The sequence below is a fragment of the Exiguobacterium sp. R-39 genome (assembly GCF_049942815.1).
Taxonomy (GTDB): domain Bacteria; phylum Bacillota; class Bacilli; order Exiguobacteriales; family Exiguobacteriaceae; genus Exiguobacterium_A.
On record NZ_CP187965.1, the window covers coordinates 58,961 to 74,529 of the forward strand.

Annotated in this window: 13 protein-coding genes and 2 tRNA genes; all 15 read left to right on the forward strand. The window is 48.4% G+C overall.

Annotation, left to right across the window (positions count from 1 at the left end; all coding sequences use genetic code 11):
- Positions 1 to 37: 37 nt before the first annotated feature.
- Positions 38 to 3,553 carry a transcription-repair coupling factor gene (mfd, locus tag ACP26N_RS00345; protein ID WP_426354407.1) on the forward strand — a complete coding sequence of 1,172 codons (3,516 nt, stop codon included), beginning with the start codon at positions 38 to 40 and terminating at the stop codon, positions 3,551 to 3,553.
- Positions 3,550 to 5,100 carry a polysaccharide biosynthesis protein gene (locus ACP26N_RS00350; RefSeq protein WP_214855997.1) on the forward strand — a complete coding sequence of 517 codons (1,551 nt, stop codon included), beginning with the start codon at positions 3,550 to 3,552 and terminating at the stop codon, positions 5,098 to 5,100. Before mfd ends, ACP26N_RS00350 begins: the two co-directional genes overlap by 4 nt.
- Positions 5,097 to 6,527 carry a nucleoside triphosphate pyrophosphohydrolase gene (gene mazG, locus ACP26N_RS00355; protein WP_426354408.1) on the forward strand — a complete coding sequence of 477 codons (1,431 nt, stop codon included), beginning with the start codon at positions 5,097 to 5,099 and terminating at the stop codon, positions 6,525 to 6,527. Before ACP26N_RS00350 ends, mazG begins: the two co-directional genes overlap by 4 nt.
- Positions 6,524 to 6,796, forward strand: coding sequence for an RNA-binding S4 domain-containing protein (locus tag ACP26N_RS00360; protein ID WP_014969105.1), 273 nt, complete (start codon positions 6,524 to 6,526; stop codon positions 6,794 to 6,796). The genes mazG and ACP26N_RS00360 overlap by 4 nt, the downstream gene beginning before the upstream one ends.
- A 65-nt stretch (positions 6,797 to 6,861) precedes the next feature.
- On the forward strand, positions 6,862 to 7,242 hold the full coding sequence (locus tag ACP26N_RS00365; RefSeq protein ID WP_114597442.1) for an FtsB family cell division protein: 381 nt from the start codon (positions 6,862 to 6,864) through the stop codon (positions 7,240 to 7,242).
- Positions 7,243 to 7,324: 82 nt separating this feature from the next.
- Positions 7,325 to 7,855, forward strand: coding sequence for a S1 domain-containing RNA-binding protein (locus ACP26N_RS00370; RefSeq protein ID WP_014969107.1), 531 nt, complete (start codon positions 7,325 to 7,327; stop codon positions 7,853 to 7,855).
- 153 nt (positions 7,856 to 8,008) lie between these two features.
- A tRNA-Met gene (locus ACP26N_RS00375) sits at positions 8,009 to 8,085 on the forward strand.
- Positions 8,086 to 8,094: 9 nt separating this feature from the next.
- Positions 8,095 to 8,166 (forward strand) — tRNA-Glu (locus ACP26N_RS00380).
- A 78-nt stretch (positions 8,167 to 8,244) separates the two neighbouring features.
- The gene (gene tilS / locus ACP26N_RS00385; protein ID WP_426354410.1) at positions 8,245 to 9,489 is read left to right on the forward strand and encodes a tRNA lysidine(34) synthetase TilS; all 1,245 of its coding nucleotides are present in this window, start codon (positions 8,245 to 8,247) and stop codon (positions 9,487 to 9,489) included.
- Between the two features lie 33 nt (positions 9,490 to 9,522).
- Positions 9,523 to 10,068 (forward strand): hypoxanthine phosphoribosyltransferase, encoded by a 546-nt coding sequence (hpt, locus tag ACP26N_RS00390; protein WP_012368964.1) that lies wholly within the window; start codon positions 9,523 to 9,525, stop codon positions 10,066 to 10,068.
- A gap of 120 nt (positions 10,069 to 10,188) precedes the next feature.
- Positions 10,189 to 12,195, forward strand: a complete 2,007-nt coding sequence (gene ftsH, locus ACP26N_RS00395) for an ATP-dependent zinc metalloprotease FtsH (protein WP_426354413.1) — start codon at positions 10,189 to 10,191, stop codon at positions 12,193 to 12,195.
- Between the two features lie 214 nt (positions 12,196 to 12,409).
- Entirely contained in the window at positions 12,410 to 13,171 is a 762-nt protein-coding gene (locus tag ACP26N_RS00400; protein ID WP_131504484.1) for a type III pantothenate kinase, read from the forward strand.
- Positions 13,172 to 13,181: 10 nt separating this feature from the next.
- Entirely contained in the window at positions 13,182 to 14,108 is a 927-nt protein-coding gene (gene hslO / locus ACP26N_RS00405; RefSeq protein WP_426354415.1) for an Hsp33 family molecular chaperone HslO, read from the forward strand.
- A gap of 12 nt (positions 14,109 to 14,120) precedes the next feature.
- Positions 14,121 to 14,432, forward strand: coding sequence for a hypothetical protein (locus ACP26N_RS00410; protein ID WP_131504483.1), 312 nt, complete (start codon positions 14,121 to 14,123; stop codon positions 14,430 to 14,432).
- Between the two features lie 79 nt (positions 14,433 to 14,511).
- Positions 14,512 to 15,459, forward strand: coding sequence for a cysteine synthase A (gene cysK, locus ACP26N_RS00415; protein WP_426354417.1), 948 nt, complete (start codon positions 14,512 to 14,514; stop codon positions 15,457 to 15,459).
- Positions 15,460 to 15,569: the final 110 nt, after the last annotated feature.

Here is a 15,569-nt window from a genome sequence, read left to right on the forward strand (position 1 = left end):
AAGCGTTTTTGCTGTCGTCCTAGGAGGGAAAGAACGTATGAAACAACTACAAAATCTGTTACTCGGCATTCCGGAGATTAAAACCGTCCGGGAACGGTTCCGCGACGGAGTCAATGCCCAACTGATCACAGGGCTGATGAACAGCGGAAAAGCGTTATTCGTCGCCGGTATTTACCAAGAGACGAAAAAACGGTTCGTCATCGTGACCCACAACATGTTCCAGGCTCAAAAATTATATGATGATTTAATTGAACTTATACCCGAGCAGGACGTGATGTTGTATCCGGTCGATGAAACACTTGCGGCGGAGCTGTCATACGGTGCAAGTCCGGAATTGCGCGCGACGCGGATTGAAACCCGTCACCGTCTGCTGACGACGGATGACGGAATCCTCATCATTCCGCTTGTCGGACTGAGACGTTACGTCCCGACGGCGCCCGACTTTTTAGGACATACGAAACGAATCAAACCTGGCGATGTCCTGTCGATCCCAGACTTTATTCAGGAATTGGTCGACGCGGGATACGAACGGACGGCAACGGTGACGACGCCGGGCGAGTTCGCAGTCCGAGGAAGCATCATCGACTTATACCCGTTAACCGTCGAACGTCCGTATCGTCTTGATTTATTTGACGAAGAAGTCGATTCCATCTATACGTTTGATGCGGAAACCCAACGTTCGCTTGGTGTCATCGCGGAAGCTCTGGTACCTCCGGCAACGGAACATTTTGCATCACGTGACGGATTGAAATCAGCCGGTGAACAATTACGCCGTCTGTATGAAGCAACGAAGGAACGGGTCCAAAGTACGGAAGTATTGGCTGCCCTGGAAGAAGGAATTGCTTACGACGTCGAAGTCCTCGAAAGCGGTGATCGTCCGAAGCAACTTGCAAAATATGCACCGCTTCTATATGAAACGACGTTACTCGACGATATCAAAGATGCTGTTTTGATTGTCGACGAGGTGGCACGGATTGAAGAAGCCGCCGAGGTCCAGGATACCGAAGAAGCGGAATGGATGGCTTCGTTGATTGAACGGGGACAAAGCATCAGTGACTATACGTTATCGGTTCCGATGCTGCAGGTGTTCAAGCAACGCCAATTGCTGTATTTATCGTTGCTCCCGACACGCCGCAGCGGTGTGCCGGAAAGTGCGGCGATTCATTTCAGCATCAAGCCGATAGCACCTTTCCACGGACAGATGGAACGGTTGAAACAGGAAGTCGATCGTTACGGCCGGGCCGATATGTGGATGGTCTTCCTGGCAAGTAACCGGGAACGGGCAGAACGGATGCGACAGACGTTATCGGATTACGGAGTCGAAGCTTCCCTGCACACGACGGAAGACGAGATTCGCCGCGGTCATCCGTCGATTTTAATCGGTGGCATTCACGGCGGATTCGAGATGACCAATGCCCGTCTCGTCGTCATTACGGAAGAAGAAGTCTTTAAACAGCCGGCACGGCGCCGGAAGCAAACGACGAAACTGACGAACGCCGAACGGATCAAAAGTTACCAGGAATTGAAGACGGGCGATTACGTCGTCCACATTCATCACGGAATCGGTCGTTACCATGGTATTAAAACGATTGATGTTGCCGGCAATCACCAGGATTACCTGCATTTGATTTATGCCGGTGAGGATTCACTGTATGTCCCGGTCGACCAGATTGACTTGATTCAGAAGTATGTCGGGGCAGAAGGAAAAGAGCCGAAGATTTATAAACTGGGCGGCATGGAGTGGAAGAAGGTCAAGGCGAAGGTTCAAAAATCCGTTGAGGATATCGCGGATGAACTGATTAAGCTCTATGCGGCACGCGAAGCAGCAGTCGGCTTTGCCTTCCCGGAAGATGATGACAGTACACAGGCCTTTGAAGCGTCATTCCCTTATGAAGAAACCGTTGACCAACTCCGGTCGATCGAAGAAATCAAAAAAGACATGGAACGTCCGCGCCCGATGGATCGGCTGTTGTGCGGCGATGTCGGTTACGGGAAAACGGAAGTTGCCATCCGGGCAGCCTTTAAAGCTGTCATGGCAGGAAAACAGGTCGCTTTACTCGTTCCGACGACGGTGCTTGCACAACAGCATTATGAAACGATGCTCGAACGATTCAGTGAGTGGCCGATCAACGTCTCCGTCATGAGTCGTTTCCGCTCGGCAACAGAACTGAAAGCGACGAAAAAAGGATTGAAGGAAGGGACGATTGATGTCGTCGTCGGCACCCATCGTGTCCTGTCGAAAGATGTCCAGTTCGCGGACGTCGGCTTATTGATCATCGATGAAGAACAACGCTTTGGCGTCAAACATAAAGAACGACTGAAACAGCTGAAGACAAATGTCGATGTTCTGACATTGACGGCGACACCGATTCCCCGGACGTTGCATATGTCGATGATCGGAATTCGTGATTTATCCGTACTCGAGACACCACCGGAAAACCGTTATCCGGTTCAAACATATGTCATGGAGTATGACGGAATCGTCATGCGCGAAGCACTCGAACGTGAACTGGGACGGGGCGGACAAGCGTTCTTCCTGTATAACCGCGTCGAAGGGATTGAACGCAAGGCAGAGGAAATCCGGGCTCTTGTACCGGAAGCGCGTGTCGTCACTGCCCATGGTCGGATGACAGAAACAGAACTTGAGAGCCAATTAATCGCCTTCTTCGAAGGCGATGCGGACGTCCTGGTCAGTACGACGATCATTGAAACAGGCATCGATATTCCGAATGTCAATACGTTGATTGTCAACGATGCCGATCAGATGGGTCTTTCGCAGTTGTATCAATTACGCGGCCGTGTCGGCCGATCGAGCCGTGTCGCGTATTCCTACTTCACGTACCGTCCGCAAAAACGATTGACGGAAGTTGCGGAAAGCCGTCTGCAAGCGATCAAGGAATTTACGGAACTCGGGAGCGGTTTTAAGATTGCGATGCGTGATTTATCGATTCGCGGAGCCGGGAACTTGCTCGGATCGCAACAATCCGGTTTCATCGACTCTGTAGGATTCGATCTGTATTCACAAATGCTTTCGGAAGCAGTTGAAGAACGGAAGGAACGGATGAAAGGTAGAAAAAAAGTTCAGAAATTCGTTCCGGATTTCACGTTCAGTCTGGATGCCTATATTCCAAGTCACTACATGGCAGATTCGGAACTCAAAATCGAGTTCTACAAACGTATGAAGTATGTCGATACACCGGAAAGTCTCGAATCGCTGGAAACAGAGATGTTGGAACGTTTCGGAGAATTCCCGACCGAAGTCGCACGGTTGATCCAATTGACTCGGATGAGAATCTTTGCCGAACGGGCACGGGTCGAACGGGTCAAACAAACGGATCTGAAAATTGAAATCGTCTTGTCTGAACAGACGACACAAACGCTGGATGTAGCGGATTTTGTCAAATGGACGGTTCCGATTGGACGTGGTCTTGGTATGGGGCAGGAAGAAGGTAAACTTGTTCTGACGCTCAACCGCGGGAAACAAAACTTACAACAGATGACAGAGCAGGCTGAACGGTTACTGGCTGAGATTGACCGCCGGATCGTACAATGAGTCAACGAAGGACGATTGCGCAAGGGGCAGCTTTGCTTGCTATTTCGAGCTATGTGTCAAAACTGTTGAGTTTCTTTTACCGGATTCCATATCAAAATATGGCGGGAGACTTCGGGTTATATGTCTACCAAACTGTCTATCCGGTGTTTGCGATTGCAGCGGCGCTTGGTATTTACGCCTTACCGGTCGTCGTTGCGAAGTTAACATTGCATCATCCGCAAGAGAAACGTGAAGTACTGTGGTCGATTTTCTTTGTCCTACTTGCGATGTCGATTATATTAGGAACGATTGGTTGGTGGGTCGCTCCTGAAGTCGCATTCTTGTTCGGTGACGAACAGCTCGCCCAACCGCTTCGAGCCGTTACCTTTACCTTCTACCTGTTGCCGGTCATTGCTGTTTTGCGCGGGATGTTTCAGGCGGATCTTGAAATGCGTCCGACGGCTTTCTCACAAATCACGGAAAATGCCGTTCGGGTCTGTTTATTGTTGATTGTGACGTATTACGGGGTTCAGATAGGTGCGAATCCGTATCAAGTCGGAGCAAATGCGCACATGACGGCACTCGGTGGAAGCATCGCGTCGCTGATCTTGCTGTTACGCTTTGCGAAAGGAAGGATTGGTCGTCCCGTCATCTCGAAACGACACATTCGCCGTGTCGGACGGGTCTTGTTGACGAGTGGTCTGGCAGTCAGTATCGCGTCTTTGGCCTTGTTACTGATGCAATTGATTGATGGATTGACGTTCGTCAATTTACTCGGGAATTCGATGGAAACGAAAGTCGAAAAAGGAATTTTTGATCGAGGGTATCCGCTCTTACAGTTTGCGATCTTGTTCGCGACATCCATCAGTTTGGCCAGTGTTCCGACGTTGTTGATGGAATACCGGAAGCGGAATGATGCAGCAACAAAACTGCATCTTGAAACGCTCTTACGATCCGGGTTACTGATTGCGGCGGCAGCGACCGTCGGATTGGTTGGTGTCATGCGTCCGTTGAATATTGCCTTGTATCAGGACGATAACGGAACAGCAGCACTCAGCTGGTTGGCTGCGACGGCGTTCACCGCCTCCTTGTCAATGATCATCGTATCGTGTCTGCAATCCGTCGATGCGGAAAAATATGCGTTTGTCGGTGTAGTTGCAGGTCTGTTGATCAAGCTGGGTCTCAATATCTACTTAATTCCCTTATATGGCATGATCGGTGCCGGAATGGCGACTTTTGGTGGTTTTGCGGTCATGGCAGCAGCTCAGTTACTTTTACTCAATCGAAAGTTCGGTCGGGTGACGGCAGGACGTCCTTTTTATGTTCGTCTCTTGAAGGCGGTCATTCCGATGGCCCTGTTTTTATACATCGTCGAACAACTTTTCCGGCTGTCGGGCTGGGAAAACCGGGTTGGAGCGACACTTGAGGTTGCCCTACTCGTTCTGGGTGGAGCCGGTATATTTTGTCTCTTTGCCTTACGGATGGGGGTCTTGACGGAACGGGAATGGGCCGTATTGCCGTTCGGGGAAAAACTATATCGAATGCATCAGCATAGGAGGATTATATGACACATCAGATTACAGTCGTCGGCTTAGGAGTCGGAGAACTCGAACAATTGCCGTACGGCATCTATAAACGCCTAAAGGAAACGAAACAACCGATTTATCTGCGGACTGCGGATCATCCTGTCGTTTCGGAATTGATGGCAGAGGGAATGAAATTTACATCGTTTGATTCGATTTATGAAAAACATGATCAGTTTGAAGGCGTCTACCGTGAGATTGTTGCAACGCTGCTTGAACAGTCCGAGAAGGAGCCGATCATCTATGCTGTTCCGGGTCATCCGCTTGTCGCGGAGAGTACGGTCCAACAGTTGCTCGCTCAGACGGAGAACCTCGACATCATTGGTGGTCAAAGCTTCCTCGATCCGATGTTTGCCGCGGTCGGTGTTGATCCGATCGAAGGCTTTCAATTATTGGATGCGACAGCGTTTGATATCGATGAAGCGCAGATTCGTCAGCATTTGTTGATCGGACAAGTTTATGATCAACTGGTTGCAGGTGATTTAAAGGTCATGTTGATGGAGCGTTATCCTGACGAACATGACGTGACGCTTGTGACGGCGGCGGGAACGAGTCGCCAACATGTCAAGACGGTTCCGCTCTATGAACTGGATCACATCACGACACTCAGTAACTTGACGACGGTTTATGTACCGCCTGTCACGGATCAAACGATCTTGAATCGTGATTTCACGACACTCAAGCAAATCATCGCGCGCTTGCGTGGAGAAGGCGGTTGTCCGTGGGATCAAGAACAGACACATGAATCGCTCAAAAAACATTTAATCGAAGAATCCTACGAATTACTGGAAGCAATCGACCTTCAGGACGATAACTTAATGATAGAAGAATTAGGCGATGTGTTGTTGCAAGTCATGCTACATGCCCAAATCGGTCTGGATGAAGGGTATTTCGATGTCCGTGACGTCATCGGAAGTGTCAGCGACAAGATGATTCGCAGGCATCCGCATGTCTTTGGAGATGTAAAAGTCGACTCGGCCGCGGACGTCGTCACGAACTGGCAGGAAATTAAAGCGCAGGAAAAATCGGAACGGACGTATCTGTTGGACGGTGTCACTAAGGGAGCTCCTGCCTTGTTGCGTGCCGAACAGATTCAGAAGAAAGTCGCCCGAGTCGGATTCGAATGGGAGACGGTTGCCGGTGCCCTCGATAAAGTCCGGGAAGAGATTCAAGAATTAAAAGAGGCTCCGGCAGAAGAACGATTGGGTGAATTCGGTGATATCCTGTTTTCACTCGCACTTGTCGGCAAATACCTGGAGTTATCTGCAGAGGATGCTTTACAGCAAACCAATGACAAATTCATCCGTCGTTTTACACGCATGGAACAATTGACGGACCGCCCGTTGACAGACTTGTCGCTCGCCGAACAAGATGCATTATGGAATCAATCAAAGCAGGAGGAACAGTCATGAGACTCGATAAATTTTTAAAGGTATCTCGTTTAATCAAACGCCGGACACTGGCAAAAGAAGTTGCCGATCAAGGCCGGATCACCATCAACGGACTTGTCGCAAAAGCAAGCAGTACGGTTTCGGTGGGGGACGAGATGACAATCCGGTTCGGAAATAAGATTGTCACCGTTCAAATCGACAGTATTAAAGAGCATGCGAAAAAAGAAGAAGCATCAGACATGTATCAAATCATTCGTGAAGAAAAAGTGAATTCCGAAGAATCGATGTAATTTGGTTGAAAAAGGAAGTATACTAGAGAGTGTCAGAGATGACCACTCGGATAAGGAGGGATGATATGCCAGCACCGTTGGAATCAGGGCGTGATACACCGCCCAAGATCAAACCGCTTAATGACCGGAAAAAACAGTTGAGTCAAAATGCAATCGAAAACCGTTTACGTCTGAAGAGGCGCTTCTTAGTCTGTATGTCGATTTTTCTTATTGTCCTGTCCCTGATGGGGTGGTCATATATCGAAAAACAACAACTGATCGCTGAACAGAAGCAGTCGTTTCAGGTTGCGAACCAAGAACAGGCGAAAGCAGAAAAAGAAACAGTTCGTCTGAAAGAAGAGATTGAACGATTGAATGATAAGAAATATGTTGCGAACTTAGCGAGAAGTGAACTGCTGTACTCGAAAAAAGGCGAAACGATTTTCTATTTTTCACCGGAAGATTAAACGAAGGTTGTCGATTGATTGAAAAAATGTAGAATCACTCGTATAATAAGAAAGAATCAACTAAAAAGGAGCAATACAATTTATGTCGATTGAAGTAGGCAGCAAAGTACAAGGAAAAGTTACAGGCATCACCAATTTCGGCGCGTTCGTAGAATTACCGACGGGTAAGACAGGTCTTGTTCACATCAGTGAAGTAGCAGATTCTTACGTCAAAGATATCAATGATGTCTTGACAGTCGGACAAGAAATCACGGTTAAAGTGTTGAGTGTAGAGAACGACGGGAAGATTGGTCTTTCGATTAAGAAAGCAGTCGATCGTCCAGAAGGCGAACGTCCTCGTCCTCCAGCTCGTCAATTTGATCGCGGACCACGTCCGGCAGGTCAAGACCGTGGACCACGTCCGTTCGATAACAAAGGACCGCGTGGTGGAAGCGGCGGCGGTGGAAACCGTGGCGGCTTTAACAAAGGTGGCCGTGGCGCACCAGCTCCACGTAAAGAGCAAACGTTCGATACGTTGATGACTAGTTTCCTCAAAGATAGTGAAGATCGTCTTGCGACATTGAAACGACAAACCGATTCAAAACGTGGCGGACGCGGTGCTAAACGTCAATAACTTGCTGACCTGTTCTTTATAAGAATAGAGATGGAATGACGCTGTTCATTCCATCTTTTATTTTTTTGAAATTATTTTTATGAAAAGCGTTGACAATTATTTGACTCCACCGTATTATAGAAAATGTGCTTAAGACGCACGCGTTCAAAATATGGCGGTGTAGCTCAGCTGGCTAGAGCGTACGGTTCATACCCGTGAGGTCGTGGGTTCGACTCCCTCCGCCGCTACCATATTTTTTTGGCCCGTTGGTCAAGCGGTTAAGACACCGCCCTTTCACGGCGGTAACACGGGTTCGATTCCCGTACGGGTCATTCTGTAAAAAAGCTATCTCTATTATATAGAGGTAGCTTTTTTCGTTTAAGTCATTTATGGATCAAGGGGGACCAGGCATGGGATTCGAGATTAATCTTCCAAAGGAACCGTTGTTGGTTGCTGTTTCTGGCGGCTGTGATTCAATGGTACTGGCACATCTTTTGTATGAAGCGAATCATGATCTAATGATTGTTCATGTTCATCATGGTCTGCGCGAAGAATCGGACGAAGAAGCAGAAGCGGTCCGCGCTTGGGCGGATGCGAGACAAGTGGCTGTTCGGATGACACGACTCGCATGGGATGATCAAACACCGAGCCAGGCGGCTTGCCGGGCGAGGCGTTATGCCTTTTTTCAAGACGTCATGGCTGAGACCGGACGGCGGCATCTTGTGCTCGCACACCACCGGGACGATCAATTGGAGACGTTGTTGATCCAGTTGATCCGAGGGGAAGCAGGCGTCGACGGCATTCCCCGGATCCGTTCTTTTACGACGGGACAGATTCATCGTCCGTTGTTGACGTACTCCAAACAACAACTGTATGACTATGCAAGAACCCATTACGTGACATGGTATGAAGACGAGACGAATGCCGGAACGAAATATCTCCGGAATCAGATGCGGCACCGGATCCTGCCATTGCTTGCGGAACTTCGCCCGGGTTATGAAGAAGCAACGGTTCAGGCGGCGATATCTCGTCATGAACAAAAACGGGAACATTTCACGTACGTCACGTCCTTTGTCAAAGAACGGATGACGGACCGCGGGCTTCCTCTTGAAGCGATTCAAACACTCCCTTCAGACTTCAAGCGGCTTGTCCTGCGTGCCTTATTACCGGACCGTGACTTTACTTCCGAGGAATACAATCAATTTTTGGCATTGTTACGAGTAGATATGCCGTCCGGCGAAGTGTATTATGGAAACTGGAGGATACAGCGTACATATGGCTACGTGACATGTGTCCGTTGTCCGAGAAAGCACCTGCTCCCGGAAGCATTGGAAGTGGGAATTGATTTGGGCACTTATCATTATGGTGAACAAACGATTGTGTTCTCACGTTCGGCGACCGGTATTCCATTTTCAGCCATCCGTTTTCCACTGACGATTCGACAGCCCTTACCCGGTGACCGGATCCGGTTAGCGGTCGGTACGAAAAAAGTGAGCCGGATTCTTGTGGATGCGAAGGTTCCACGGGGGTTACGGACGGAAATTCCGGTTGTCGTCGATGCGACAGGGCAAGTTCTGGCGGTCATCGGACATCGAATTGCAATATTCGGGTCATTTGAACTCCTCGCAGAATCGTGTTTAATGATAGAATGGTAATGTAGTGTTTAAAATGGAGGAGGAATACCTAGTATGACCTTAATGAATGATATGGAAAAAGTACTGATTTCAGAAGAAGAGATCCAACATAAAGTCGGTGAACTCGCGGGTGAACTGACAGCGGATTACGGAGATCGTTTCCCGCTCCTCGTTTGTGTCCTGAAAGGCGCAATGCCGTTCATGTCAGATCTCGTCAAAAAGATGGACATGCATCTTGAAATGGACTTCATGGATGTCTCGACGTATCACGGCGGTACGACATCGACAGGTGAAGTGAAGATTGAGAAGGATTTAAACACATCCGTAGAAGGTCGTGACATCCTGATTGTCGAAGATATCATCGACAGCGGATTAACATTAGGCTACCTCGTGGACCTGTTTAAATACCGGAAAGCGAAGTCGGTAAAAATCGTAACATTGCTGGATAAGCCAAGTGGTCGTAAAAACGATTTACATGCGGATTACAGCGGTTTTGTCATTCCACATGAGTTCGTTGTTGGTTATGGTCTTGACTATGAAGAAAAATATCGTAACCTTCCTTATGTTGGTGTCTTGAAACCAGCAGTCTACGGCGGCTAATTATTTTTAATCTTGACTGTCACATGATAAGATAAAACCAATTACAAAGCGCGCTTTGCCGCGTTAGGATTCGTATCGATTGAAGAAAATCAATCAGTTGATGCGGAGAGGAGGCCTACGATGAACCGAGCAGTGAAGAATACCCTTGTGTTTGGGGTCATTTTTCTAGCTTTGATCTTGTTTCTGCAATACTTGCAGAGTCCAGTGAACAAAAGCAAAGAAATCAATTACACACAGTTTGTCGAGTCTGTTGAAAAAGGTGATGTGAAGACGGCGACGTTCCAGTATGAGGGACAGACGTACAATGTCACAGGTGAATTACGTGAAAAAGATACGACATATGAAACGGTCGTACCGGCTGTTGATACAGAACTGACGGATTTGTATACGCAATTGCGTAGCCAAAACGTCAAGATGGCCTTCAAAGCAGCAGAAACAAACGGTGGTTGGATTGCGCTGTTGACGACAATCGTGCCATTCATCATCATCTTCATCCTATTCTTCTTCCTGATTAATCAAGCACAAGGTGGCGGCGGCGGTGGCCGTGTCATGAACTTCGGTAAATCGAAGGCGCGCCTGTATGATACAGAAAAGAAAAAGATTACGTTTGACGACGTGGCAGGAGCGGATGAGGAGAAACAAGAACTCGTTGAGGTTGTTGAATTCTTGAAAGATCCACGCAAGTTTGCCCGTCTAGGTGCCCGTATTCCTAAAGGTGTCCTCCTTGTAGGTCCTCCAGGTACAGGTAAAACATTGCTTGCCCGTGCAGCAGCTGGCGAAGCCGGCGTCCCGTTCTTCTCGATTTCAGGTTCTGACTTCGTTGAGATGTTTGTCGGGGTCGGGGCATCACGTGTCCGTGACTTGTTTGAAAACGCGAAGAAAAATGCACCATGTATCATCTTCATCGATGAAATCGATGCCGTTGGTCGCCAACGTGGTGCCGGTCTTGGCGGCGGACATGATGAGCGCGAACAAACATTGAACCAACTTCTTGTTGAGATGGATGGATTCAGTGAAAACGAAGGCATCATCATGATCGCAGCTACTAACCGTGCGGACATTTTGGACCCCGCTTTACTCCGTCCAGGTCGTTTTGACCGTCAAATCACGGTTGAGCGTCCAGATGTCGTCGGACGTGAAGCAGTTCTTAAAGTACACGCACGCAACAAGCCACTCGATACGACAGTTGATTTGAAAGCCATCGCGCAACGTACACCAGGTTTCTCAGGTGCAGATCTTGAAAACCTGTTGAACGAAGCGGCGCTTATCGCAGCTCGTACAGACCGTGATAAGATTTCAATCGTTGATTTGGAAGAAGCGATCGACCGCGTCATCGCAGGTCCTGCGAAGAAGAGTCGGATCATTTCACCGAAAGAGAAAAAAATTGTGGCATGGCACGAAGCGGGTCATACCATCATCGGTGTTACACTCGATGATGCGGATGAAGTGCATAAGGTAACGATCGTTCCTCGTGGTAATGCAGGCGGTTACGTCATCATGCTTCCAAAAGAGGATCGTTACTTCATGACGAAACCGGAACTTGAAGACAAGATCACCGGATTACTTGGTGGTCGTGTCGCGGAAGATGTCGTCTTTGGTGAAGCTTCCACTGGCGCAAGCAATGACTTCCAACGTGCGACAGGACTTGCCCGTAAGATGGTCATGGAGTTTGGGATGAGTGAAAAACTCGGACCGCTTCAGTTTGGTTCCGGTCAAGGTGGAAATGTCTTCTTAGGACGTGACTTCCAAAACGAACAGAACTATTCAGATGCGATTGCCCATGAAATCGACATGGAAATTCAAGCGATCATCAACCGTTGTTACCAAAAGGCGAAGACGATCTTGACGGAGAAACGCGATCAGCTTGATTTGATTGCGACGACGTTACTTGAAGTCGAAACACTGGATCAAAAACAAATTCACCATCTCTTAGAGACAGGCGAATATAAAAAACATGAGCCTGCGGCCATTACAGAACCGAAAGCAGACGAGAAAACGCCGGAATCGACGACACCTGTCATCGATCAACCGACAGAATCTCCAACGCAACGCGGCTCTGTCATCGACGAAGGACAAAATGTCGATACGGAAAAACCAGATCAACCACGTCGGGATGATCAAATCTGATTTTCTATCTTCCCGGTCTAATCGACCGGGGTGACGATAGGAATAAGACGGATGATTCGTTCGAGCGAGAGGTCAGCATTCCCAACCGGGGGTGCTGACCTTTTTTTGTGGAAGTACCAAGCCGCAGTGCGCACTTCGATAGGTGATGCCTAAACTGCGTGGTATAATCACAACGTATAGAATCAGTTATCGTCAGAGAAAAGTGGGGAAGCAGATGATTTTAGTAATTGATGTGGGAAATACGAATATCGTACTTGGAGTATATGACGAACAAACACTTGTTGAGCATTGGCGGATTGCGACGGACCGGACGCGGACGACCGATGAATATGGGATGTTGGTGAAAGCCCTGTTTCGAGATGCAGAGTTAAACGTGGAAGATATTGAGGGAATCGTGTTATCATCTGTCGTACCCCCTGTCGTGTTTCCGCTTGAAAACATGTGCGTCCGTTATTTCAACCGGCGCCCATTCGTAATCGGGCCTGGAATCAAGACAGGACTTGACCTGAAAGTCGACAATCCAAGAGAAGTGGGAGCCGACCGGATCGTCAATGCCGTCGCAGCGACGGTCAAATATGATGGTCCTTTGATCATCGTTGATTTTGGAACGGCAACGACCTATTGTTATATCGATGCAAAAAAACGCTATTACGGGGGAATCATTTCACCGGGTGTCATGGTGTCGACAGAAGCACTTTATAATAAGGCGGCTAAATTACCGCGGATTGAAATTGCCAAACCGCAGTCAACGATTGGCCGCAATACCGTACATGCGATGCAGTCCGGAACGTATTTCGGCTACGTCGCGCAAGTCGATGGACTCGTCCATCGGATGAAAGAAGAAATGGGAGAGGCAACTGTCATTGCGACAGGTGGACTCGCCCGACTAATCAGTGAGGAATCTGCAACGATTAAAATCGTCGATCCATTTTTGACGCTTGACGGGTTGCGGATTATCTACGAACGAAATAAGTGAGGGAAAACGAATGAAACGTGAAAAATTATTAGCACAATTAAAAGATGATTATTTGGTAAGAGCATTAGGGTTTAACGGAGAAGTCCGTGCCTTTGCAATCCGTTCAACAAAAACGGTGTACGAAGCACAACTCCGTCATCAGACGACACCGGTCGTCACGGCAGCACTCGGTCGGACATTGACGATCGGTGCCATGATGGGAACGATGCAAAAAGGCGATACCCGTGTCACATTAAAAGTCGAAGGTGATGGTCCAATCGGAAAAATCATCGTCGATGCCGATGCAAAAGGACAAGTGCGGGGATATGTCAGCCACCCGCGTATCGAGATGGATACGTACGTCAACAGTGATGGTTTGACAAAATTAAAGGTTGGCGATGCGGTCGGCCGCGGAAATATTTCCGTCATCAAAGATTTAGGTCTACGTGATTTCGTCGGTGGTCAGTCTCCGATTCAGACAGGTGAAATCAGTGAGGACTTTACGTATTACTTCGCCGTGTCGGAGCAAAGTCCGTCTGTCGTTGGAGCAGGTGTTCTTGTTTATCCGGAAGATGAGTCGGTCATCGCAGCGGGCGGCTTGATTGTTCAATTGATGCCGGGTGCATCGGAAGAAACGATTGCGGCACTTGAACAACGTGTTGCGGCGTTAAAACCGATCTCGATTCTTGTCGGTGAAGAAAAAACACCGGAAGAGATGTTGAGTCTTGTACTGGGTGAAACGTTTGAAGTGCTGGATACGATTCCGGTTGCGTTCAACTGTACGTGCGAACGTGAAAAGTTAGCAACTGCAATCGTTGCACTAGGACCTGATGAGATTCAAGCGATGATTGACGAAGATGGTGGCGCGGAAGCCGTTTGCCACTTCTGTTCGGAACATTATCAATACGATGTCGAAGAATTACAATCACTTCGCGAAAAATCACTCGAAAGAGCATAAGAGGGTCTGAAAATGGGAACTGTAAACTCTAAGTACTTGTGGATGTTGATTTTCATTTTGTTGCTGACGAATTTTATGACGGGTGCGTATGCATTCATGGGTGAATTGCCGAAAGTCGATTCACCGAAGATTGTCCAGGACAGTATCGGCGGACCGCTTGAGGATGTCGTCGCGTCGGTCGGAGATGAAGAGATTACGCGTGCCGACCTGTATCAAGAGATGCGTAAGGGGCATGAAAAAGAAACCCTCGACCGTCTGATTCAGGAAGCAGTCGAAAAACAGTCGGAAAACGGATCGAAGCCGACAGTAAAGCGCTTTGATTGACAATTTTCATCCAGTCCGTGGATAATTGATCTATCGGATTACTTGGAATTAAAGCTTTTCATTATGAGGAGGAATGGTCATGCGCATTGCGAATTCAGTATTAGATTTAGTCGGCCGCACGCCGATTGTTAAATTAAATCATTTAACAGGACTGGAAGATGCGGACGTGTACCTGAAATTGGAATATATGAATCCGGGGTCAAGCGTCAAAGACCGGATCGCTCTAGCGATGATCGAATCAGCAGAGTCAGCGGGTCACTTAAAAGCAGGCGATACGATCATTGAACCGACAAGTGGCAACACGGGAATCGGACTGGCAATGGTCGCTGCTGCTAAAGGATACCGTTCGATTCTCGTCATGCCGGAAACGATGAGCATGGAACGTCGAACTCTTCTTCGTGCGTACGGTGCGGAGTTGATTTTAACACCTGGTCCAGAAGGAATGAAGGGTGCGATTGCTCGGGCAACGGCAGAGGCGGAAGAGCATGGTTATTTCATGCCGCAACAATTCAACAATGAATCGAATCCTGTTGTTCACGAGAAGACGACCGGACCGGAAATCGTTGAAGCGTTCGAAGGATTGACGCTCGATGCTTTCATCGCCGGAATCGGAACGGGCGGTACGATCACAGGAGCCGGGAAAGTTTTACGGCAGGCATTCCCGGGTATCGAAATCATTGCTGTCGAACCGACGGATTCTCCTGTTCTTTCAGGCGGAAAACCGGGTCCCCATAAATTGCAGGGAATCGGAGCCGGATTCGTTCCGTCGATTCTAGATACGCAGATTTATGACAGTGTCGAGCAGGTGACGACGGAAGAAGCGTTTGATCATGCCCGTCGTGCAGCGAAGTCGAACGGCGTTCTGGGTGGTATTTCTTCCGGTGCTGCGATTGCGGCTGCCTTAAAAACAGCGAAGCGTCTAGGCAAAGGGAAAACGGTTCTTGCCATCATCCCGTCGAACGGAGAACGTTACCTCAGCACACCACTGTATCAAGTGGAAGAAGAGGCGGACAGTTCAAAACTGTAATTTTTTTAACCGAGAGGTTCATTCCGATGTAAAGGAATGGACCTCTTTTTATTTGGGCGGGGCAAGCGACTTATGTTTGAGTCCTCCGCCTGTCCGATTTTTTGCGTATA